The 21,928-nt window shown below is 68.8% G+C and carries 19 protein-coding genes and 1 pseudogene; 7 read left to right on the top strand and 13 right to left on the bottom strand.

Going from position 1 to position 21,928, the window contains the following annotated elements; translation table 11 throughout:
* The 6 genes and pseudogenes from DW306_RS11665 to DW306_RS21715 form a co-directional block, all read right to left on the bottom strand.
* Positions 1-709: pseudogene (locus DW306_RS11665) on the bottom strand (histidine kinase); the annotation flags it as partial.
* A complete protein-coding gene (gene kdpC / locus DW306_RS11660; RefSeq protein WP_136055760.1) occupies positions 706-1,308 on the bottom strand; it encodes a K(+)-transporting ATPase subunit C in 603 nt (200 codons plus the stop codon). The gene kdpC and the pseudogene DW306_RS11665, both read right to left, overlap by 4 nt.
* Positions 1,309-1,327: 19 nt before the next feature.
* Entirely contained in the window at positions 1,328-3,577 is a 2,250-nt protein-coding gene (gene kdpB, locus DW306_RS11655; RefSeq protein WP_136055759.1) for a potassium-transporting ATPase subunit KdpB, read from the bottom strand.
* Position 3,578: 1 nt separating this feature from the next.
* Complete coding sequence (kdpA, locus tag DW306_RS11650) at positions 3,579-5,258, bottom strand: potassium-transporting ATPase subunit KdpA (protein WP_136055758.1); 1,680 nt, start codon at positions 5,256-5,258, stop codon at positions 3,579-3,581.
* Positions 5,258-5,347, bottom strand: a complete 90-nt coding sequence (locus DW306_RS11645) for a potassium-transporting ATPase subunit F (protein ID WP_136055757.1) — start codon at positions 5,345-5,347, stop codon at positions 5,258-5,260. Before DW306_RS11645 ends, kdpA begins: the two co-directional genes overlap by 1 nt.
* On the bottom strand, positions 5,344-5,472 hold the full coding sequence (locus tag DW306_RS21715; RefSeq protein WP_275092150.1) for a hypothetical protein: 129 nt from the start codon (positions 5,470-5,472) through the stop codon (positions 5,344-5,346). The genes DW306_RS11645 and DW306_RS21715 overlap by 4 nt, the downstream gene beginning before the upstream one ends.
* A 145-nt stretch (positions 5,473-5,617) precedes the next feature.
* Between DW306_RS21715 and DW306_RS11640 the strand changes: the two genes are divergently transcribed.
* Positions 5,618-6,796: an SLC13 family permease gene (locus tag DW306_RS11640; protein ID WP_240747167.1), complete on the top strand. Its 1,179-nt coding sequence runs from the start codon at positions 5,618-5,620 to the stop codon at positions 6,794-6,796.
* A gap of 7 nt (positions 6,797-6,803) precedes the next feature.
* Here DW306_RS11640 and DW306_RS11635 read toward each other — a convergent pair whose 3' ends face one another.
* The 3 genes from DW306_RS11635 to DW306_RS11625 are packed head-to-tail and all read right to left on the bottom strand — an operon-like array spanning position 6,804 to position 11,763.
* Entirely contained in the window at positions 6,804-9,251 is a 2,448-nt protein-coding gene (locus tag DW306_RS11635; RefSeq protein WP_136055755.1) for a glycoside hydrolase family 2 TIM barrel-domain containing protein, read from the bottom strand.
* Complete coding sequence (locus DW306_RS11630; protein WP_240747168.1) at positions 9,248-10,258, bottom strand: Gfo/Idh/MocA family oxidoreductase; 1,011 nt, start codon at positions 10,256-10,258, stop codon at positions 9,248-9,250. Before DW306_RS11630 ends, DW306_RS11635 begins: the two co-directional genes overlap by 4 nt.
* 14 nt (positions 10,259-10,272) lie before the next feature.
* A complete protein-coding gene (locus DW306_RS11625) occupies positions 10,273-11,763 on the bottom strand; it encodes a glycoside-pentoside-hexuronide (GPH):cation symporter (protein WP_136055753.1) in 1,491 nt (496 codons plus the stop codon).
* Between the two features lie 123 nt (positions 11,764-11,886).
* On the opposite strand from DW306_RS11625, the gene DW306_RS11620 reads away from it, so the two are divergent.
* The 3 genes from DW306_RS11620 to DW306_RS11610 all read left to right on the top strand — a co-directional run bounded on the left by DW306_RS11620 (position 11,887) and on the right by DW306_RS11610 (position 13,566).
* Positions 11,887-12,906, top strand: a complete 1,020-nt coding sequence (locus tag DW306_RS11620) for a LacI family DNA-binding transcriptional regulator (RefSeq protein ID WP_136055752.1) — start codon at positions 11,887-11,889, stop codon at positions 12,904-12,906.
* 70 nt (positions 12,907-12,976) lie between these two features.
* Positions 12,977-13,198, top strand: a complete 222-nt coding sequence (locus tag DW306_RS11615) for a ribbon-helix-helix domain-containing protein (RefSeq protein ID WP_136055751.1) — start codon at positions 12,977-12,979, stop codon at positions 13,196-13,198.
* Positions 13,195-13,566, top strand: a complete 372-nt coding sequence (locus DW306_RS11610) for a type II toxin-antitoxin system PemK/MazF family toxin (protein ID WP_136055750.1) — start codon at positions 13,195-13,197, stop codon at positions 13,564-13,566. The genes DW306_RS11615 and DW306_RS11610 overlap by 4 nt, the downstream gene beginning before the upstream one ends.
* Positions 13,567-13,586: 20 nt before the next feature.
* On the opposite strand, the gene DW306_RS11605 is transcribed toward DW306_RS11610, so the two are convergent.
* The 4 genes from DW306_RS11605 to DW306_RS11590 all read right to left on the bottom strand — a co-directional run bounded on the left by DW306_RS11605 (position 13,587) and on the right by DW306_RS11590 (position 17,566).
* On the bottom strand, positions 13,587-14,294 hold the full coding sequence (locus DW306_RS11605) for a ThuA domain-containing protein (protein WP_136055749.1): 708 nt from the start codon (positions 14,292-14,294) through the stop codon (positions 13,587-13,589).
* Positions 14,295-14,298: 4 nt separating this feature from the next.
* The gene (locus tag DW306_RS11600; protein ID WP_136055748.1) at positions 14,299-14,889 is read right to left on the bottom strand and encodes a GNAT family protein; all 591 of its coding nucleotides are present in this window, start codon (positions 14,887-14,889) and stop codon (positions 14,299-14,301) included.
* A 141-nt stretch (positions 14,890-15,030) separates the two neighbouring features.
* On the bottom strand, positions 15,031-17,118 hold the full coding sequence (locus DW306_RS11595) for an APC family permease (protein WP_136055763.1): 2,088 nt from the start codon (positions 17,116-17,118) through the stop codon (positions 15,031-15,033).
* Positions 17,119-17,206: 88 nt separating this feature from the next.
* On the bottom strand, positions 17,207-17,566 hold the full coding sequence (locus DW306_RS11590; protein ID WP_136055747.1) for a nuclear transport factor 2 family protein: 360 nt from the start codon (positions 17,564-17,566) through the stop codon (positions 17,207-17,209).
* 105 nt (positions 17,567-17,671) lie between these two features.
* On the opposite strand from DW306_RS11590, the gene DW306_RS11585 reads away from it, so the two are divergent.
* The 3 genes from DW306_RS11585 to fdhD are packed head-to-tail and all read left to right on the top strand — an operon-like array spanning position 17,672 to position 21,754.
* Positions 17,672-18,370 (top strand): GTP pyrophosphokinase family protein, encoded by a 699-nt coding sequence (locus tag DW306_RS11585; protein ID WP_136055746.1) that lies wholly within the window; start codon positions 17,672-17,674, stop codon positions 18,368-18,370.
* A gap of 56 nt (positions 18,371-18,426) precedes the next feature.
* A complete protein-coding gene (locus tag DW306_RS11580; protein ID WP_136055745.1) occupies positions 18,427-20,853 on the top strand; it encodes an FdhF/YdeP family oxidoreductase in 2,427 nt (808 codons plus the stop codon).
* A 1-nt stretch (position 20,854) separates the two neighbouring features.
* Positions 20,855-21,754 (top strand): formate dehydrogenase accessory sulfurtransferase FdhD, encoded by a 900-nt coding sequence (gene fdhD, locus DW306_RS11575; protein WP_136055744.1) that lies wholly within the window; start codon positions 20,855-20,857, stop codon positions 21,752-21,754.
* The last annotated feature ends 174 nt before the right edge of the window (positions 21,755-21,928 follow it).

Raw genomic sequence — 21,928 nt, 5'->3', positions numbered from 1 at the left:
ACCGCGCCTGCCAGGTGCCCTCGATGCCCTGCTCGGCGCGGTAGGAGCGAAGCGCGCTGTCGACCTCATCGGCGAGCCAGAGGAGCGCGAGCTCGCGGAGGGCGGTGAGGTTTCCGAGGCGGAAGTAGTTCGAGAGTGCGGCGTCGATCCGCTCGGCCGGGTAGACGAGGCCGGCGGAGAGCCGATCCCGCAGCGACTGCGGGGCGAGGTCGACGACCTCGACCTCGTCGGCGGCGCGGACCACGGCATCCGGGATGGTCTCCTGCTGGGCGACGCCGGTGATCTTCTCGACCACGGCGTTGAGCGACTCGATGTGCTGCACGTTCACGGTCGTGATCACGTCGATGCCCGCCGCGAGCAGCTCATCAACGTCCTGCCAGCGCTTCGGATGCTGCGAGCCGGGGGAGTTCGTGTGCGCGAGCTCGTCGACCAGGGCGATCTCGGGCGAGCGGGCGAGCACCGCGTCGAGGTCGAGCTCGGTCAGCGCGACGCCCCGGTGCTGGTCGATCCGGCGCGGGATCTCTTCGAGGCCGACCGTCTGGGCAAGCGTCGCGGCCCGGTCGTGGGTCTCGACGATCGCGATGACGACGTCGTGCCCCTCCTCCTGCAGGCGCCGGCCCTCGGCCAGCATCTCGAACGTCTTCCCGACGCCGGGTGCGGCGCCCAGGAGGACGCGGAGACGCCCGCGTCGCGCGTGCGCTCCGCTCATGCACCCTCCCCGTCGTCGAGCGCGAGATTGAGTTCGGCGACGTTGATGCGCTCCTCGCCGAGGAATCCCAGATCCCGCCCTTGAATCCTAGACTCCACGATCGCGCGCAGGTCCTGCTCGCTCATGCCGCGGGCCTCGGCCACGCGGGGCACCTGCAGCAGGGCGTACGCGACGCTGATGTGGGGGTCGAGACCCGAACCGGATGCCGTGACCGCGTCGGCCGGGACATCGGCGGGCGCGACGCCCTCGCGCTCGGCGATCGCGGTCTTCCGCTCCTCGATCGCCGCGACGAGGTCGGCGTTCTCCGGTCCGAGGTTGCTGCCGCTCGACGCGGTGCCGTCGTAGCCGTCGCCGGCTGCCGAGGGGCGGGACTGGAAGTACTCGGGGAGAGCCTCGCCGTCGGCATCCGTGAAGGACTGGCCGATCAGCGCGCTGCCCTTGTCGTCGGGAAGCAGGGAGCCGTTGGCCTGCGCCGGAAGCAGCAGCTGCCCGATGCCGGTGACGAGCAGGGTGTAGGCGACACCCAGCACGAGGGTGAGGACGAGCATCGCGCGGACGGCGACGCCCGTCGTGCGGATGGCGGTGCGGGTGGAGGACATGGGAGGCCTTTCGAAACTGTCAGAATCCGGGGATGAGGCTCACGACGAGGTCGATGAGCTTGATGCCGATGAACGGGGCGATCACGCCGCCGAGGCCGTAGATCAGCAGGTTGCGCTGCAGGATCTGCGAGGCGCTCGCCGGGCGGTACGTCACTCCGCGGAGGGCGAGCGGGATCAGGAAGACGATCACGATCGCGTTGAAGATGATCGCGCTGGTGACGGCGGATGCCGGGGAGTGCAGCTGCATCACGTTCAGCACCGCGAGGCCGGGGAAGACCCCCATGAACATGGCCGGGATGATGGCGAAGTACTTCGCGACGTCGTTCGCGAGCGAGAACGTCGTGAGGGCTCCGCGGGTGATCAGCAGCTGCTTGCCGATGCGCACGATGTCGATCAGCTTGGTCGGATCCGAGTCGAGGTCGACCATGTTGCCGGCCTCCTTCGCGGCCGAGGTGCCGGTGTTCATCGCGACGCCAACGTCGGCCTGCGCGAGGGCGGGGGCATCGTTCGTGCCGTCGCCCGTCATGGCGACGAGGCGGCCGCCCTCCTGCTCGCGGCGGATCAGCTCGAGCTTCTGCTCGGGCGTCGCCTCGGCGAGGAAGTCGTCGACGCCGGCCTCGGCGGCGATGGCCTTCGCGGTGAGCGGGTTATCGCCCGTGATCATGACGGTGCGGATGCCCATGCTGCGCAGCTCGTCGAACCGTTCGCGGAGGCCGTCCTTGACGATGTCCTTGAGGTGCACGACGCCGAGGATGCGTTCGCCGGACGAAGCCACGGGGGACACCTGTCGGGAGTTTTCCCGGATGTCGGGCGAAATGGCCGAATCCGTCCCGGCATCCGTCCCTTCTCCCGACACCTGTCCCGCAGCCGGGGCACGCTTCACCGCGACGACGAGCGGGGTGCCGCCGCTGGAGGCGACGGCATCCGTGAGAGACGTGAGCTCCGTGTCGTCGCCGTCGAGGCCCAGCCACGCCCGCACGGCGGAGCCGGCGCCCTTGCGGATCTGGGTGCCGTCGGCCAGGTCGAGGCCGCTCATGCGCGTCTGCGCGGTGAAAGGCACGATGACGGCATCCGTCGGCTGCTCCACCCGGATGCCGCGGCTCGCGGCCAACTCGACGATCGAGGCTCCTTCGGGCGTCGGATCGGCGAGCGACGAGAGGGCGGCGATGCGCAGCAGCTCGGCCTCGCCCACGCCCTGCAGCGGCAGCACCTCGTGGGCACGGCGGTTGCCGTAGGTGATGGTGCCGGTCTTGTCGAGCAGCAGTGTCGTGACGTCCCCGGCGGCCTCGACCGCTCGTCCCGACATCGCCAGCACGTTGCGCTGCACGAGACGGTCCATGCCCGCGATGCCGATGGCCGAGAGCAGCGCGCCGATGGTCGTGGGGATGAGACAGACGAGCAGCGCGATCAGCACCGGGATGCTGACCGGCGACGCGGCGTACGACGCGATCGGATTGAGGGCCAGCACGACCACGACGAACACGATCGAGAGGCTGGCGAGCAGGATGTTCAGGGCGATCTCATTCGGCGTGCGCTGGCGGCTCGCGCCCTCGACGAGAGCGATCATCCGGTCGACGAAGGTCTCGCCCGGCTTCGAGGTGATGCGCACCACGATGCGGTCCGAGAGCACGCGGGTGCCACCGGTGACGGCGCTGCGGTCGCCGCCGGACTCGCGGATGACCGGGGCGCTCTCGCCGGTGATCGCCGACTCGTCGACGGTCGCGATGCCCGCGATGATGTCGCCGTCGCCGGGGATGAGCTCGCCCGCCTCGACGATCACGACGTCATCCCGCTGGAGGTCGGCCGACGAGACTTCGACCGTGTCGGCGTGCTCGGCAGCGGCATCCGTCTGCAGGTCGTGAGCGACGACCCGCCGCGCCATGGTGCTGGTCCGGGTCTTCCGCAGCGTCGCGGCCTGCGCCTTGCCGCGGCCTTCGGCGACCGACTCGGCGACGTTCGCGAACAGGACGGTGAGCCACAGCCACACGGCGATGCCCCAGGTGAAGGGTGCGGGAACGGGCGTCCCGCCGGAGTCGGCGGGACCGCCCAGGAACGGCTCGGCGACGGCCAGCACCGTGGTGAAGGCCGCGCCGACCCAGACCAGCAGCATGACGGGGTTGCGCACGAGCGAAGTCGGGTTGAGCTTGCGCAGGGCTCCGGGGAGCGCCTGGACGAGCTGCGACCAGCCGAACGCGCGGGCGGGTGCGACGGGCGCGGAGGCGGATGCCGCAGCATCCTGCCGTTCGGGATCAGTGGCGGTGAGTGTCATGTCAGACGAGTCCTTCAGCGAGGGGTCCCAGTGCGAGCACGGGGAAGTAGGTGAGTGCGGTGACGATGACCGTCACGGCCAGGAGCAGGCCGACGAACTGCGGCCGGTGGGTGGGGAGCGTGCCCGAGGTGGCGGGGATGCGCTCCTGTACGGCGAACGAGCCGGCCAGCGCGAGCACGAGCACGATCGGCAGGAACCGGCCGAGCAGCATCGCCACACCGAGCGCCGTGTTGAACCACGGGGTGTTGGCGGTGAGTCCGGCGAATGCGGAGCCGTTGTTGTTCGCGGCCGAGGTGAACGCGTAGAGCACCTCGCTCATGCCGTGCACGCCCGGGTTCAGGATGCTGGTCGACTCGACGTCCTCGCGGATGCCGGGGATCGCGAAGCTTAGGGCGGTGCCGACCAGCACGAGGGTCGGCGTCACGAGGATGTAGAGGCTCGCGAGCTTGATCTCCCGCGGTCCGATCCGCTTGCCGAGGTACTCGGGCGTGCGGCCGACGAGCAGTCCGCCGACGAACACCGCGATGATCGCGAGCACGAGCATCCCGTAGAGGCCCGAGCCGACGCCGCCGGGGGCGACCTCGCCGAGCATCATGTTGAGCATCGGCATCATGCCGCCGAGCGCCGTGTACGAGTCGTGCATCGAGTTGACCGCACCGGTGGAGGTGAGCGTGCTCGCGGTCCCGAAGAGCGTGGAGCTCAGGATGCCGAAGCGCTGCTCCTTGCCCTCCATCGCGCCGCCGGCGAGCTCCGGAGCGCTGCCGCGGCCGGCGAGCTCGAACGCGGAGAGGGCGAAGGTCGAGACGAGGAAGATCGTGCCCATGACGGCCGCGATCGCATAGCCCTGGCGGTGGTCGCCGACCATGCGGCCGAACGTGCGCGGAAGGGCGAACGGGATCACGAGGATGAGCAGGATCTGCAGCAGGTTGGTGAAGCCGGTGGGGTTCTCGAACGGATGCGCCGAGTTGGCGTTGAAGAATCCGCCGCCGTTCGTGCCGAGGAGCTTGATCGCCTCCTGGGAGGCGACCGGTCCGCCCGGGATGGTCTGCGTGCCGCCCGACACCGTGGTGACGTCGGTGAATCCGGCGAAGTTCTGGATGACGCCGCCGGCGAGTAGCGCCACCGCCCCGATGAGGGCGATCGGCAGCAGGATCCTGCCCAGGCCGCGCATCAGGTCGACCCAGAAGTTGCCGATCGTGCTCGAGCCGCGGCGGGCGAGACCGCGGATGAGCGCGATCGCGATCGCGAGACCGACGGCCGCCGAGACGAAGTTCTGCACCGTGAGCCCGGCGAGCTGCACGACATAGCCCATCGTCTGCTCAGGAGAGTACGACTGCCAGTTCGTGTTGGCGACGAACGAGGCGGCGGTGTTGAAGGCGAGTCCCTCCGGCACCGCGGGAAGTCCGAGCGACTGCGGCAGGAAGGCCTGAAGGCGCTGCAGCGCGTAGACGAGCACGACGCCGACGACCGAGAAGGCGAGCACGCTGCGGGCGTAGGCGCGCCAGGTCTGCTCGGAGCGGGAGTCGACGCCGATGAGGCGGTAGAGGCCGCGCTCGACCCGGAGGTCGCGCGGAGTCGTGAAGACATGGGCGATGTAGTCGCCGAAGGGGCGGTAGAGCAGCACGAGCACGACGACGACGGCCACGAGCTGCAGGACGCCGAACAGGATCTCGGTATCCATCAGAACCTCTCCGGAGCGACGAGCGCCACCACGAGGTAGACGACGGCGGCGACGGCGAGGGCGGCGGCGATGATCTCGAAGACGATCACAGTCGTTCCACCCCCTTCGCGACCAGGGACACGAGGGCGAACAGCGCGAGAGTCAGCGCGATGTAGATGATGTCGAGCACGAGTCGATACAACTCCCGTGCGCGGCGGCATCCGTCGATCCTCACGGTTCCCCTACGGGTTCCCGCCCGACCCATGCGCCGCCCTCACGACCCGGGGTCTCCTCCGCCTTCGAATTGCGCGACTGGTCGGGAAACCGGGCAGAGCGCGACCATTTGCGCGATTCGAAGGCGCTGGCCCTATGCTCACGGAGTGGGTGCGACCAGGCGACGGATCGGGGCGGGGACGGTGATCGTCCTGGCGCTCATCGCCGTCGCCGCGGTGTGCGTCATCAGCGGCATTCTGCCGAGTGCGGATGCCGGCGCCCTCGGCCTGCGCGTCGCACCGGTCCTGGGGTTCGTGGTCGCGATCACGATCGTCGCCGAGCTCGCCCGTGATGCCGGTGTCTTCGACGTGCTCGCGCAGCGGCTCGCCCGCGCGGGGCGCGGTCGGGTCATCGCGCTGTGGGCCTCGGTCGTCGCGCTCGCCGTGGTCAGCACCGTGTTCCTCTCACTCGACACGACGGCGGTGATCGTGACGCCGGTGGTCGTCGTGCTCGCGCAGAGCATTGGCGTCTCTCCGCTGCCGTTCGCGCTCGCCACGGTGTGGCTGGCGAACACGGCATCCCTCGCTCTTCCCGTCTCGAACCTCACCAACCTGCTCGCCGCCCCCGCGATCGGCGCCGATCCTGCCGCGTTCCTCGCGCTGAGCTGGGCGCCGACGCTCGTCGGCGTGCTCATCCCCGTCGCGCTCCTGACCGTCGTGCATCGCCGCACCCTCTTCGGCGCCTACCGGGTGCCGCAGCCGGGCACGCCGTCCGACCGTGTGCTGTTCTGGGGTTCGGCCGGCGTGCTCGTGGTGCTCCTGCCGCTGCTCACGCTCACGCATGACGTGTGGATCCCCGCCACCGTCGCGGCCCTGCTCATGCTGGTGCTCTTCGCGGTGCGCCGCCGGCACGTGCTCCGCCTGTCACTGGTGCCCTGGCAGGCGCTCGGGCTCGCCGCCGCGCTGTTCGTGCTGGTCGAGACCGCGCAGGCCAACGGCATCCTGGACTTCCTGACCTCCGTCGCGCCGAGCGGCCACGACGCAGGGGCGCTCCTCCAGCTCGCCGCGATGGGCGCGCTCACCGCGAACGGCGTGAACAACCTCCCGGCCTATCTGATCCTCGAGCCCGCGGCGGGCGACCCCGTCGCCCTGATGGCCCTCCTGATCGGCGTGAACCTGGGCCCGCTCATCACGCCGTGGGCCTCGCTCGCGACGTTGCTGTGGCACCACCGCATCGTCGCGCTCGGCGTCACGATCAGCTGGCCCCGCTTCATGCTCTGGGGAGTGATCGTGGCCGTCCCGACGGTCGCGGTCGCCGCGCTGGTGCTCGCGCTCGTCGCGGGCTGAGCCCGCCCTACGAGGAGAGCACCGCGACGGCGTCGTGCGGCTCCAGCGCGACGGTCGTGTCGGAGACCGCGTCATCCGTGGAGATCGAGACGCTCACCGGCCCCGTACCCGTGCGGCGGACGACGATCAGGGCGCACCCGTCGAACGTCGTGTGATCCGGACCGTCGTAGGCGTCCGCAGGAGCCGGGTTGCCGCTGCCCAGGGCCGCCAGCTCACCGTCTCCCTCGACGTGGACGCGGATGGTCCGGTCGGCGCTCGTGCTGGTGCGGCCTTCCGCGTCGGCCACGGCGACCTCCACGAAGACCAGCTCGCCACGGCCTCCGTTCTCCACCCTGGTGACGAGGCGGTCGGCTTCTCCGGCGCTGGACAGGGCGAAGGTCTCCGCCCGCACGCCGCCGCGGATCGCCGTGGCCGTCAGCTCACCGGGGCGGTAGACGACGGCGAACTCTGCCCTGTAGCGGTTCGCCGCGCCCGCGCGCGCCGTGCCGATGACGTTCCCGTCGAGGGCGAGTTCGACCTCGTCGGCGTCGCTGTAGACCTCCACCGCGAGGACGGCGCCCTCGTGTCCGGTCCAGGTCCAGCTGCCGATGCTGTCGCTCCACGTCCACGGGCCGGCGTAGAAGCTCTTGTCCTCGTTCCCCGGCCGCGACACTGCGATGTAGGGATCCTTCCGGAGCCCGAACACGATCTCCCGGTAGAACGAGGCCGGGCGGCGTCCGCCGATGAGATCGAGGTCGCCGCACCAGGCGGCGATCCAGGGGTACGGGCCGCTCAGGCTCGGAGCCTCCCCCTCCGCGAGGTGATGGGCACGGCCGATGCCGACCTCGCCGAGGTAGTCGAAGCCCGTCCAGGTGAAGTCGCCGATGACGTGCGCGTGCTCGGTGACGAGAGCCCAGTTGTGGTCGATGCGGGTCGGGAACGTCTCGGTGCCGACGATCACGCGGTTGGGGAACAGGTCCTTGTCCATCACGTATCGGGCATCGAGGTAGTTCATGCCGGCGATGTCGAGCAGGCCGAAGGATTCCGCGGTCGCCTCGGTGACGAGTTCGGATGCGCCGATCTGGTTCATGAACTCCGCGGGCCCGGCCATGAGGGTGTTGATGCCGGCCCCGTCTCCGTCGCCCCCCTCACCGTGCTGCGCGGCGAGCTTCTTGATGTCGTCCATGACGGCGAGCATGCCGTTCACCGCGTTCGTGACATACCTGGTCGGGTCGAGTTCGCGCACCTTCTCGGCGAGGGCACGACCCGTGAGGCCGCCCGCAGGGGAGCCGGTCTCCGGGATCTCGTTGCCGATGGAGTAGATGATCACCGACGGATGGTTGACGTCCTTCGCCACCATCGCCTCGACGTCCCGCTCCCACCATTCGGCGAAGTGGAGCGAATAGTCGTGGGGCATCTTGTTCGAGGTCCACATGTCGAAGGTCTCATCCATGACGTAGACGCCCAGGCGATCGCACGCGTCGAGCATGGCGACGCTCATCGGATTGTGCGACGAGCGGATCGCATTGAATCCCGCCTCCTTGAGGAGTCGCACCCGTCGTTCTTCGGCGTCCGCGAAGGTCGCCGCTCCGAGGATCCCGTTGTCGTGGTGCACGCAGGCGCCGCGGAGCTTCACCACCTCTCCGTTCACGCGGAGGCCGTGCACGGGATCGACCTGGAGCCGGCGGATGCCGAAGGCCGACGACGACGCGTCGATGGCGGTGTCGTCGGCGATGAGCTCTACGGCCGCGGTGTAGAGGGTCGGGCTCTCCGCGCTCCACAGCCGAGGGGCGCTGACGTAGAGCCGCTGTCGGCTGCGGGACCGTCCGTTCGGCTCGACGGTCACCGGGACGGAACCGCGGGCGACGGAGGTGCCTTCGTCATCGAGGAGAGTGACGGCGACGTCGACCGTCTCGCGACGGATGCTCGTGCTCGCGACCGTCACATCCACTTCCACGATGGCGCCGTCCGCCTCGATGTCCTCCGCGACGATCCTGACGCCGTCGACGGGGATGTGGACGGACGGACCCACGTGGAGCCACACGTCCCGGTAGATGCCCGCGCCCGTGTACCACCGGGAATCGCCGCCGTGCCGGGACTCGACCTCGATGAGGTTCTCCTCTCCAGGGCGCAGGAACCTGTCGGCGTCGATGACGAATCCGGAGTACCCGTACGGACGCTGACCGGCGAAGGCGCCGTTGATGTGGACCGTCGCGTCGCGGTAGACGCCCTCGAACTCGAGCGCGACCCTTTTGCCCTCGAGGTCGGCGGGGGCGACGAAGGACTTCCGGTACTGGAACGCGCCCGCCGGGAAGAACGCGACGGCACCCTCGCCGTCGGGGTCGCGCTGCTCGTGGATCAACGCGTCGTGGGGGAGGACGACGTCGGCGTAGGGTGCGCTGACACCGCCGAGCTCGGCGAACGGGTTGACCTTGCTGCGGAACTGCCAGCCTTCGTTGAACGTCGAGCGCTTCATCGGATCTCCTTCGGTCGTGCGGTGGGACTGCTCATGGCGTCGCGGATGACGTCGAGCACCTCGAGGGTGGCGACGCTGTCGGCGAGAGGGTGGAGGGGGTGTTCGGTCAGACCCTCGGCGATCGCGAGGGTGGCCGCGTCGAGCATCGGGACGTACCCGTTACCGCGACGTTCGTACGTCGTGCGATGCGGTTCGCTCAACGCCTGGGGAATCGGGCCGGCGCGCGTCGTGAACTCGTTCGCCGCCCAGAACGGCGCGGGGACCGTCATCCACCCGTCGGTGCCGCTGACGGATGCCGTCGGCTCGATGTACTCGACCATCGACGCGCTCAGCTGCGCGAACCGCCCGTCGTCGTACTCGAAGGTGATGTGGTCGGTGAGGTCGACGCCGTCCTCCCGGAGGAGACCCGTCGCGTGGATCCGCGACGGTCGTCCGAGCACGTCGAGGGCGAGTGTGACCGGGTAGATGCCCTGGTCGAGGAGAGTGCTGCTGGCGCGCGCCGCGCTCCAGCGGGCGGATCCGGGAGCTCCGAAGGGGAGCCCGAACGACGCGCGCACGCTGCGGATCGTGCCGATGGTCCCCGCTCGCGCGGTCGAGATCAGGTCACGGTATGCGGGGTTGAAGCGCATCCACAGGGCTTCCATCGCGAACCGCCCGCTGGCTGCCGAGGCCTCCGCGATCCGCCGGCCCTCGTCGGCGCTCACCGCCAACGGCTTCTCGATGAGCACGTGCTTGCCGGATTCCAGAGCCGCGACCGCGATCGAGGCGTGGGTGGCATGAGGAGTCGCGATGTACACCGCGTCGATGCTCGGATCGGCGAGGAGCTCGGGCATCGCCTCGTAGGCGACGGCGAAGCCGTTGGCTGCCGCGAACGCCCGGCCGCGCTCCCGGTCCCGGGAGCCCACCGCGTGGCGGCGTGCTCCCGGGGTGAGCCCGAGATCGTCGGAGATGGACTGGGAGAGGAGGCCGGTGCCGACGACCGCCCAGTTCACCTCCGCACGACGCATCGTCACGGCCATGCTCAGGCGTGCGTTGCCGCTTCGGCGGCGACACGTCGGGCGGCGAGTTCGCGCTGCATCTGCGAGAGGTTCTTGTCGATGTTGAGGAACCAGATGATGACGCCCATGAGCACGGCGACGATCAGCGGGAGCCACAGGTACAGGAAGATCTCCATGCCGACCGCGGATGCCGGCTGTTCGACGGCCTGCCCGTCATAGCCGCCCGCGGCCAGGAGCCAGCCGACGAGGGCGACGCCGAGTCCGGCACCGAAGTTCTGCCCTGCGGTGGCCGCCGCGTAGGTCATGCCGTCGAGTCGGTAGCCGCTCTTCCATTCGCCGTAGTCGACGACGTCGGCGACCAGGGCGAAGAGTCCGGCTGCGGCGGGGATGCCGCCGATGGAGCGGATGAGGCCGCCCGTGATCAGGAGCGTCAGGTTCGTCGGGTCCACGAGGGAGACGAGCACGCCGATGACCGTGACGATCACGCCGACCAGGATGAGCTTGCGCTTGCCGAAGCGGGCGATGAGCGCGGGCATGAACCAGAGGCCGATGATGAGCGGGAGCAGCTGGACGAGACCGAGGAAGCTGTAGATGTTCGGGTCGCCGAGGACGTCCTTGGCGTAGAAGACGCCGACGCCGGCCGTGCCGGTCAGCATGTAGTTGAGCAGGAAGAAGCCGAACGCGAGGAAGAAGTACGGGTTGCGGAAGAGGATGCCGAGAGACTTCTTGAGCGGGAGTTTGTTCCCGTCGTCCTGCTTGATGGTCGCCTTCACCCGCTCCTTCGTGCCGAAGAAAACGATGAGGAACGTCACGGCGGCGATCACGCCGTAGACGACGGAGATCATGGTCCAACCCGCCTGACCGCCGCCGTTCGCGGTGACCACGGGGATGGTGACGAAGTTCACGACCAGGGTGGTGACCAGGGCGAAGAACGTGCGGATGACCGTGAGCGAGACGCGCATCTTCGAGTTGCTCGTGATCACCGAGAGCAGGGTGTGATACGCCAGGTTCGACCCGACGAAGCCGACGCCGAGGCAGAGGAAGTACATGACGAACGCGTAGATCTCCTTGGCGCCGGCTCCGAGCCCGGCGGGCACGTTGAAGAGCAGGATGAACGAGAGCACCACGACCGGGGTCGCGAACAGGATCCAGGGACGCGCCTTCCCCCAGCGGGTGGAGGTGCGGTCGATGAACGTGCCGAGGATCAGGTCCATCGTGCCGTCGAGAACGCGACCGAAGAGCAACAGGGTTCCGGCGATGGCCGCGCCGATACCGACCGTGTCGGTGAAGTAGAACAGCAGGAACGCCGAGATGGGCGCGAAGATCAGGTTGCCCCCGATGTCGCCGACGCCGTAAGCGAGGCGTTCGCGGATCTTCAGCTTCTCGCCGCTGGCGTCGCCGACCGTCTCGCCGACGGTGACGGCCGCGAGGTTCGCCGTCACCGACTCCTCGGCGCTCAGGGCGACGGCTGCTCGTTGCTGTTCTGCCGAAGTCCGGGTTGAATCCTTCGCCATGGCTGACTCCTTCGTCACGAATGGGACCGGTTAGGACCGGTGGTGTCACGTGTCAGTGACACGCGACACCACCGTAAGGCGCGGTAGTGTCACGTGTCAACAGCGATATGACAGACTGGAGCGATGACGCTCGAAGTGCAGCCCGAACGACGAGCCACGAGCAAGGACGTGGCCGCGAGAGCCGGCGTCTCGCGATCGACCGTGAGCCAGGTCCTCAACGGTGACGACCGCTTCCCCGAAGAGACGCGGGCGCGCGTCGTCGCGGCCGCCGAGGCTCTGCGCTACCGGCCGTCGCGGGCAGGGCGGGCCCTGGTCACCGGGCTGAGCGACATCGTGGTCGTCGTCGTCCCCAACGCGACGTTCGGGCCGCATCTGCAGGACTCGGTCGACCGGATCACGGGTGCCACGGCCACCGCAGGGGTCAGCGTCGTCGTCCGGTTCGCGAGCATTCAGGACGAATCCACGCTCACCTCCGTGCTCGATCTGCGGCCGGCAGCCGTCGTCGACTTCGGCGTCTTCAACCCGAGTCAGCGCGAGCGGATCGAGGCATCGGGGACGCGTGTCGTGCCGCGGCGAGCTCCGGTCGCCGAGGGTGCGGACCCCGATCCGATCGACATCCACATCGGGCGGATCCAGGTCCGCGAACTGCTGAGGGGTGGTCCGCGCCGTCTGGTCTACGCCGCCCTCGACGACAAGCGGCTGGATCCCTTCGGACCGCCGCGCCTCGACGGCATCCGTCGGGAAGCGCGAGAGCGCGGCCTCGAAGCTCCCCTCACGCCGCGCATCCCCCTCGACGTCGATGGCGCGACAGCGGCATTGCGCGCCGTGGTCGCGGAAGCGGGTTCCGCCGCTCTCGGCATCTGCTGCTACAACGACGACGTCGCGATCGCCGCTGTCGCCGCGTGTCGGAAGCTCGACCTGCGCGTGCCCGAAGACGTCGCCGTCATCGGTGTCGACAAGACGGCTGTCGGCCAGCTCATCAGCCCGCGACTCACCACGGTGTTCGTCGACCAGCCGCTCCTCATGGACTCGCTCGTCCAGGAGCTCGCGTCCCTGTCGTCCCGTCGCCCGGCGCCCGACCCGAGCGGATACGAGGTCGATCTCGAACGCGTGCTGGAGCTGGTCCGAGGCGAGACGACGTGACGCGTCGCCCCTCGCATCCGAACCTGCGCCGGGGTAGTACAAGCCTTGCTACCCCGGTAGCATTATGCCCATGAGCAACGGGAAGGTGAGCCTGAGTCTGAGTGAGAGCGACATCGCCTTCCTCGACACCGAGCAGCTCAGCGGGCGCTATGCCTCGCGATCCGCCGCTGTGCAGGATGCTGTACGACTGCTGCGGGAGAGTCGGCTGGCAGATGCTTATGCGCAGGCCTTCGGAGACGGATACGACGAGGAGTGGGACGCGGCCGTCGACGACGGACTCGCGTCGGCATGAGCGATCCGAGCATCACCCTGCTCCGTCGGGGGCAGATCATCCTCGCCTCCTTCGACCCCGCGACGGGCTCGGAGGCGAGCAAGACTCGTGCGGCCGTCGTGGTGAGCAACAACACCGCGAACGCGGTCGCCGTCCGGCGGTCGCGTGCGACGGTGACCGTGGTCCCGATGACGTCGAACACCGCGAACGTGCTTCCCTTTCAGGTCCTGCTCCCTGCAGCGGCCACCGGTCTCGACCGGGATTCGAAAGCGCAGGGCGAGCGGGTCCGCACGATCTCCACAGCGCGCATCGTCCGCCCGGTCGGCTGGGTGCCGGCGGAACTCATGGGCGCGATCGATGAGGCGCTCCGGCTCCACCTGTCGCTCTGACAGGCGTGCACGATTCCGCTCTAGGCCGGCTCGCCGCGGCTCGCCCACAGCAGCCCGCGTTCGACGATCGTGCGCACGTTCGAGTCGCGCAGCACCTCGACGTCGTGCCCCGGGGTGGCGACGAAGACGCGGCCGGCACCCCACGACCGGGTCCAGACCGCCGGTGACGTGACGGGCCGGTGCCAGGGCTGATCGGAGCGGGCCGGATGCGTGGTCGTCGCGAGCACGTCGTCGAGGTCGTCGTGCAGCACCCAGTACTGCTCGGTGGTGAGCGCGAAGTCCGCGATGCCGCGAGTGATCTCGTGCTCGCGGCCGAGGTCGGTGATGGCGATGGTGTGCGGGACGAAGCTGTCGGCGCCGTCGCCGCGGATCTGGTCGGGGGCCTTCGCCGGATGCTTGACGAACTGCCCGCCGACGAGCTGCAGATAGTCGGAGTTGACGCGATACGAGTCGACGATGCCGCCGTGCCAGCCCGCGAAGCCGGTTCCGGCGAGCACCGCATCGCGCAGGCCCTTCACGGCGGCGGCGGAGATCTCCGACATGGACACGGCCTGCACGATCAGGTCGGTCTCCGCGAGAACGGCGGCATCCGCGTAGATCTCGCTCGAGTCCTCGATCCGCACGTCGAATCCGTTGCTCTCGAGAAACGGGAGGAAGAGGTCGGTCGTCTCGACCGGTTGATGGCCGGGCCATCCGCCGCGCACGATCAGGGCTCTGCGTGAGTTCATCGCCTCAGCCTAGGGATGGTGCGGAGCGCTCCGCCCATTCCTCGGCGAGGATGCCGTAGTTCATGCCGTCGAGCCATTCACCGGAGCGATGCAGCGCGGTCTTCCGGCTGAACTCCTCGCGCCGCATCCCGAGGCGCTCCATCAGTCGCCACGACGGCTCGTTGTCGGCGAAGCATCCGGCGTGCACGCGACGCAGCCCGAGCGCGCCGAAGCAGACGTCGATCACGGCCCGGATCGCCTCGGTCGCGTAGCCCTTGCCGGTGTAGGCGGGATCGAGAACCCAGCCGAGTTCGGCCTCGACGTCCTTCGCCTGATCGGCGACCTCGAGCTGCGCCCACCCGTCGCCGATCTTGATCATGATGTCGCCGATGGGCACGAGGTCTCCCTCGCCGCCTTCCGGCAGCAGCTCGACCAGATGCATCGCCGCCAACCGCTCCGGAGCGCGGTACCGTTCCCGGAACGCCTCGAGGGTGTCGGGTGCGAGGCCCAGCCAGCGGTTCACCTCGGGGAGGCGTCGCCATTCCCACATCGCGTCGATGTCGGATTCTGTCATCGCGCGGATCTGCAGCCGTTCGGTGCGGACGAGTGCTTCCATCCCCTCAGCCTACGGACGCCGACCGTCTTTCCGGTCGCGATGGATGCCGCTCATCGGGCGTCCGGGCGGCATCCATTGCGACCGGAGTGGCGCCGAGCGGCGCGAATCGCGACCGGAAGGAGGCACATGGATGCTGCGGCGCTAGTCCTGGGGCGGACCGGCGGGACGGTGCGCACGGCGACCGCTCACCACGACCGGGCGTCCGGCGCGCTCCTGCCCGGGGAGGGGGCGCGAACGACGACCGTAGATCAGCTCCGACGAGTCGAGGAGCCACGGCACGAGCGTGATCGACACCCCGTGCACGAGCATCAGCTGGTTGGCGAGGCGCCGGGCGCGGCGGTTGTGCAGGAAGGTCTCCCACCAGTGCCCGACGATGTACTGCGGCAGGTACACGGTGACGACCGAGGAGCCGTGCTTCGCTCGGTACTGCTTGATGAACTGCGTGACAGGCTGCGCGAACGAGCGGTACGGCGACTCGAGGATCACGAGCGGGATCGGCACGAGGTGGTCGGCCCAGTCCTTCTGCAGCGCCGCCGCATCGTCGGAGGCCACAGCGACATGCACCGCCAGCGTCTTCCCGTGCTTCGCCGCGATCGCGTAGTCGATCGCCTTCACCACCGGCTTCTGCAGCCGGTTGACGAGCACGATGGCGAGGTCGCCGGTCGCACCGAACCTCGTGGTGTCGTCGATCGCGATCTCATGCTCGACATCGCGGTAGTACCGCTTCACACCGAGCATCAGGAACGCGAGGATCGGGATCGCGAAGAACACGAGATACGCGCCGTGGGTGAACTTGGTGATCGTCACGATCACCAGCACGAGCACGGTGAGCGTGGCGCCCGCCGAGTTGATGATGAGACCGACCTTCGCCGAGCGGCGATCGGATGCCGATGCCCCGTCGACTCCGGACCCCGGCGTGTCTTCCGACGGGCCCCGCAGGACTCTCCGCCAGTGCCGCACCATGCCGATCTGCCCGAGCGAGAACGACACGAAGACGCCGATGATGTACAGCTGGATCAGCGTCGTCAGCCGCGCCTGGAACACCACCAGCACCACGATCGCGCCGATGCCGAGCAGGATCATGCCGTTCGAGAACACCAGGCGGTCACCGCGGGTGTTCAGCGACTTCGGGGCGTAGCCGTCGCGCGCGAGCACAGCGCCCAGCAGCGGGAAGCCGTTGAAGGCCGTGTTCGCCGCGAGCAGCAGGACGCAGGCCGTCGCCGCCTGCACGATGAAGAAGAGGATGCTGCCGCCGCCGAACGTCGCCGCGGCGATCTGCGCCATGAGACTCGGCTGCGGACTCGTGCAGTCGAAGCCGATGAGGTCGCACGGGTTCTCGGCGTAGTGCACTCCGGCGATGAGAGCGAGCGCGGTGAGGCCGGCGAACAGGCAGATCGCGATCGAGCCCATCAGCACCAGCGTCGACTGCGCGTTGCGCACCTTCGGGGTGCGGAAGGCGGGCACACCGTTCGACACGGCCTCCACGCCCGTGAGGGCGGAGCATCCGCTCGAGAAGGCACGCAGGATCAGGAGGATGACGGCGGCCTGGCTGAGATCCTCCGCCTGCACCGAGAACTCGGCGCTGGAGGCGATCGGCGCGTCGCCGAGGAACGTGCGGATGATCCCGGTGACGATCATGAAGCCGACCGACCCGATGAACAGGTAGGTGGGGATCGCGAAGACCAGCGACGCCTCGCGCACCCCGCGCAGGTTCACGATGATGATGAGGATCACGGCGCCGACGGCGAGCTCGACGCGGAACGGGTCGAGCCCCGGCACCGCGGAGATGATGTTGTCCACGCCCGAGGCGACCGAGACGGCCACGGTGAGCACGTAGTCGACGAGCAGTGCGGCGGCCACGATCACACCGGGGATCTCGCCGAGGTTCTTCGATGCGACCTCGTAGTCGCCACCACCGGAGGGGTAGGCCTTGATGAGCTGCCGGTAGCTGAGCACCACCACGATCAGGAGCACGACGACCGCGGCGGCGACCAGCGGCGTGAACGACAGGAACGTCAATCCGCCGATCAGCAGGATCATCAGAAGCTCCTGCGGCGCATACGCCACGGAGCTCAGGGCATCCGACGCGAAGATCGGCAGCGCCATCCTTTTCGGGAGCAGCTGGTCGTCCACCTGCTCGCTCGTCAGCGGGTCACCGATGAGGATGCGCTTGGCGCGGGGCGGAGCGTCCGCGCTGTCTCGGATTTCATCTGACACGTCCGGCGACACTACCCCTGCCCACGGCATCCTCACGCAATCCTCACGGAATCCCTACGGCGTGTCGCATGTCCCTCACGGAATCCTTACGGCCGCCAGATCACTCCTCATGTGGGCGCGGCATGTACCACTCGGTGAATTCCGTGGCGCTCCCGTGCGGGTCGAGCCGGATCACCCAGAGGTTGAGGTAGTCGCGTTCCGCAGGGTACTGCGTGCGGCCCTGAACGATCGCGAATCCCTCGTCCTCGTGCAGGATCGACCAGTCGAACGTCCACGTCCCCGGCTCGTCGAGATCTTCGAGCCATCCGGACACGATGGCGTCACGCCCGACCCGCGGCTCGGAATCCGGACTGGTCAGATAGCGCGCGTCCTCGGTGAACAGCGCTCCGATCTGCTGCGCGTCGTTCGATCGCCACGCCTCGACATAGGCCTCGGTCCAGATCTCCGCCGCGCTGCTCATGCGGTCAGTTCTAGACCGGGGTCGCGCGGGCGTCAAGGCCGCATCGGATCCGGCCCGACCGGGATCCACAGCGGTTTCCGATCACGAACCCGTAACGTCGAGAGCATGACGGCCCTTCAGGTCACCGAAGACTCCATCCGTAAGACACGCGAACTGCGTGACGAGTTCCAGCGTTTCCTGCGCGAGTACGAGTTCGGGATGCGGGAGGTCGAGACGAAGATCTCGATCCTCCGCGACGAGTTCACCCACGACCACGCATACAACCCGATCGAGCACGTGAAGAGCCGGTTGAAGACGCCGGACAGCATCGTCGAGAAGATCGCGCGCAAGGGCATCGACGAGCCCGACTTCGACCGCATCCGCGCCGAGATCACCGACATCGCCGGGGTCCGCGTGACGTGCAGCTTCGTCGCCGACGTGTACCAGCTGTTCGACCTGCTGACTCAGCAGGACGACGTCACGGTGCGAGTGGTCAAGGACTACATCGCCCAGCCGAAGGACAACGGCTACAAGAGCCTGCACGCCATCATCGAGGTGCCGGTGTTCCTGTCGACCGGCGCGCTGTCGGTTCCCGTCGAGGTGCAGTTCCGCACCATCGCGATGGACTTCTGGGCGAGCCTCGAGCACAAGATCTACTACAAGTTCTCGAATCAGGTGCCGTCGCACCTCGTCGAGAGCCTGACGGATGCCGCGACGGCCGCCGCCGAGCTCGACACGCGCATGGAGCGACTGCACCGCGAGGCGCACGGCGTGCCGCGGCGTTCGCTCGCGCCGCCCCCGCCCCCGCGCATCGTCGGGGTCTGAGGGCGGATGCCGCGGACTCGAGCCCCGATCCGCGGATGCTGACCTAACATGGCGGCATGGCGACGAAGGCACCGAAGTCCGACATCGATGAGACCCGGGTGAAGGTCTCGGAGCCGAAGAAGGTCGCCGTCCGTGTGCCGGCCGTGCTGCACGCGCTGCAGATCGCGAACGAGCAGATGGGCGTCGTGCGCTCGATCCAGACCCTCGCCCAGGTCAACCAGAAGGATGGTTTCGACTGCCCCGGCTGCGCCTGGCCGGAGGAGGACAAGCGCCACATCGCGGAGTTCTGCGAGAACGGCGCGAAGGCGGTCGCCGAAGAGGCGACGCGGCGCACGGTGGGTCCGGCGTTCTTCCGCGAGCACTCCATCGACGAGCTGCGCGGCCACGACGACTGGTGGCTCGGCCAGCAGGGGCGGTTGACGCATCCGATGATCCTCGACGAGGGCGCGACGCACTATCGGCCTGTTTCGTGGGACGACGCGCTGCGCGCGGTGTCCGACGCGATCGCCGCGGTCGACGACCCCGACGAGACCGTCTTCTACACCTCCGGCCGCACCTCGAACGAGGCCGCGTTCCTGTACCAACTGCTCGTGCGCGGGATCGGCACGAACAACCTGCCGGACTGCTCGAACATGTGCCACGAGTCCAGCGGCTCCGCGCTCACCGAGACCATCGGCATCGGCAAGGGCACGGTGTCGATCGAGGACGTGCACGACGCCGACCTGCTCATCGTCGCCGGGCAGAACCCCGGCACGAACCACCCGCGCATGCTGTCCGCGCTCGAGAAGGCGAAGCAGCGCGGCGCCCGGATCATCGCCGTCAATCCGCTGCCCGAAGCCGGACTGATGCGGTTCGAGAACCCCCAGACCCCGCGCGGCGTGGCCTTCGGCGGCACGAAGATCGCCGACCGGTTCGTGCAGATCCGCTCCGGCGGTGATCAGGCCCTGTTCCAGGCGATCGGCAAGCACCTGTTCGAGGTGGAGGAGCGCGACGGCGGTGTGCTCGACCATGACTTCATCGACGCGCACACCAGCGGCATCGACGCGTACCGCGAAGCCGTGGCCCGCGCCGACTGGGCGTCTCTGACAGAGGCGACAGGGATGCCCGAGGCGGCACTGCGCGAGATCGGCGACGAGGTCCGGGCCTCGAAGGCCACGATCGTCTGCTGGGCGATGGGCCTCACACAGCACAAGCACTCGGTGCCGATGCTCCGCGACATCGTCAACGTCCTGCTGCTGCAGGGCAACATCGGTCGGAAGGGCGCCGGCGTCTGCCCCGTGCGCGGGCACTCCAATGTGCAGGGCGACCGCACCGTCGGCATCTACGAGAAGCCGTCCGAGGCGTTCCTCGAGGCGCTCGACCGCGAGTTCGCCTTCACCGCACCTCGTGAGCACGGCTTCGACACGGTCGAGGCGATCCGCGCGATGCGCGACGGACGGGTGCGCGTCTTCATGGGCATGGGCGGCAACTTCGTCTCGGCCACCCCCGACACGGCGGTCGTCGAGGCGGCGATGGCCCGTGTGGGCCTCACGGTGCAGGTTTCGACCAAGCTCAACCGTTCGCACGTCGTCACGGGACGCCGCGCGATCATCCTGCCGACTCTCGGACGCACCGACCGCGACCGCCGTGGCGATGCGGAGCAGCGGGTCACGGTCGAGGACTCGATGGGCGCCGTGCATGCCTCCCGCGGTCGCCTCTCACCGCCGTCCGACGACCTGCTGAGCGAGGTCGCCATCGTCGCGCGCCTCTGCGGACACCTCTTCGCCGGGGGAGCGTCCCCGGAGCACGCACCGGCGTCGCACGGCGGCGACCCTGAGCGGGGGCTCCCCGAGTACGGCAAGGTCGAGGGCGAGGGCGGCACGCCCGTCGCGGCGTCGAATGTTCCGCGCGCCGACTGGGCCGCGCTCGAGACGGACTACGCCCTCATCCGCTCGCACATCGCCCGCGTCATCCCGGGGTTCGAGGACTACGAGGACCGCATCCGGAAGGGTCGCACCTTCTTCCTCCCCAACGGTCCGCGCGACGAGCGGCGGTTCGCGACCGCAGACGGCAAGGCCCGGTTCACGGCGAACGTGCTGCAGTATCCGGTGATCCCGCCGGGCCGCCTCCTGCTGCAGACGCTGCGCTCGCACGATCAGTACAACACCACGATCTACGGCAAGGACGACCGCTATCGCGGCATCCACGGGGGTCGGCGGGTGGTGCTGGTCAATGCCGACGACATCGTCGAGCGCGGATTCGCCGAGGGCGAGATCGTCGACATCGTCTCGGAGTGGACGCGCCCCGACGGCTCCGTCGAGGAGCGGCGGGCCGACGAGTTCCGCATCGTGGCGTACTCCACCCCGCGCGGCAACGCGGCCGCGTACTACCCCGAGACGAACGTGCTCGTGCCGCTCGACTCGGTCGCCGACGTCAGCGGCACGCCGACCTCGAAGTCGGTGATCGTGCGCCTCGAGCGGCGTGCGATCGCCTCGGGCGCCTGAGATGGGTCGCCTCACCGCGCGCTCCCCGATCACGCGCATCGCGCTCGCCGACGAGGGCGCCACTGTCCGGCGGAGGGCCGACACCCTCGCCGTCGAGGAGCCGCTCGAGATCCGCCTGTCCGGCACGCCTCTGACCGTGACGATGCGCACTCCGGGCCACGACGTCGAGCTCGCGGCGGGCTTCCTCGTCTCGGAGAGCGTGATCACGACGGGCGGCGACTTCCTCTCGGCGATCCACTGCGGCGGACCCGGTACCGGCGGGGGCAGTCCGGGCGCGCTGCTGACGATCGGCTCCGAGCCACCGGCATCCGCTCTCTCCACCGGCAACACGTACAACGTGCTCGACGTCACCCTCCGGCCGGGACTCGAGCCGCCGGTCACCGACATCGCCCGCAACTTCTACACGACGAGCTCGTGCGGAGTCTGCGGAGCGGCATCCATCGAGGCGATCGAGAAGACCTCCCGTTTCGACGTGGCGGCGGATGCCGTGACGGCGGATGCTGCGCTGCTGCTGTCGCTCCCCGACAAGCTGCGCGAGGGGCAGGCCGTGTTCGAGAAGACGGGCGGCCTCCATGCGGCGGCGCTGTTCGACGCCGTCTCGGGTGAGCTGCTCGTGCTGCGGGAGGACGTCGGCCGGCACAACGCCGTCGACAAGGTGATCGGCTGGGCCGTGCTCGAGGATCGGCTGCCGTTGAGCGGCACCGTGCTTCAGGTGTCGGGACGCGCGAGCTTCGAGCTGGTGCAGAAGGCGGTGATGGCCGGCATCCCGATCCTGTCCGCGGTCTCCGCGCCGTCTTCGCTGGCCGTCGAGCTCGCTGCTGCATCCGGGCTCACACTGGCGGGGTTCGTCCGCGGGACGTCGATGAACGTGTATGCGCGGCCGGAGCGCGTGCTGGTCTGACAATCTGATTTCTTTCCCAGGTCCCATGGCTTTTCACCGGCTAGATGTTCCGATGTTGGGAGCGCCTATTCTGAATAGTTGACTCGCTGGACTGCTCGACGGCTGGCGATTAGCTGCACCGCGCCGCCGGGTACAAGACCCTAGCTCCCGCTACGGTTACTCGTTATAGCCGAC

This window comes from Microbacterium sp. K24 (assembly GCF_004794465.1).
GTDB lineage: Bacteria > Actinomycetota > Actinomycetes > Actinomycetales > Microbacteriaceae > Microbacterium.
Note: the sequence above shows the minus strand (reverse complement) of the source record. Positions and strands in the feature narration are given on the sequence as shown.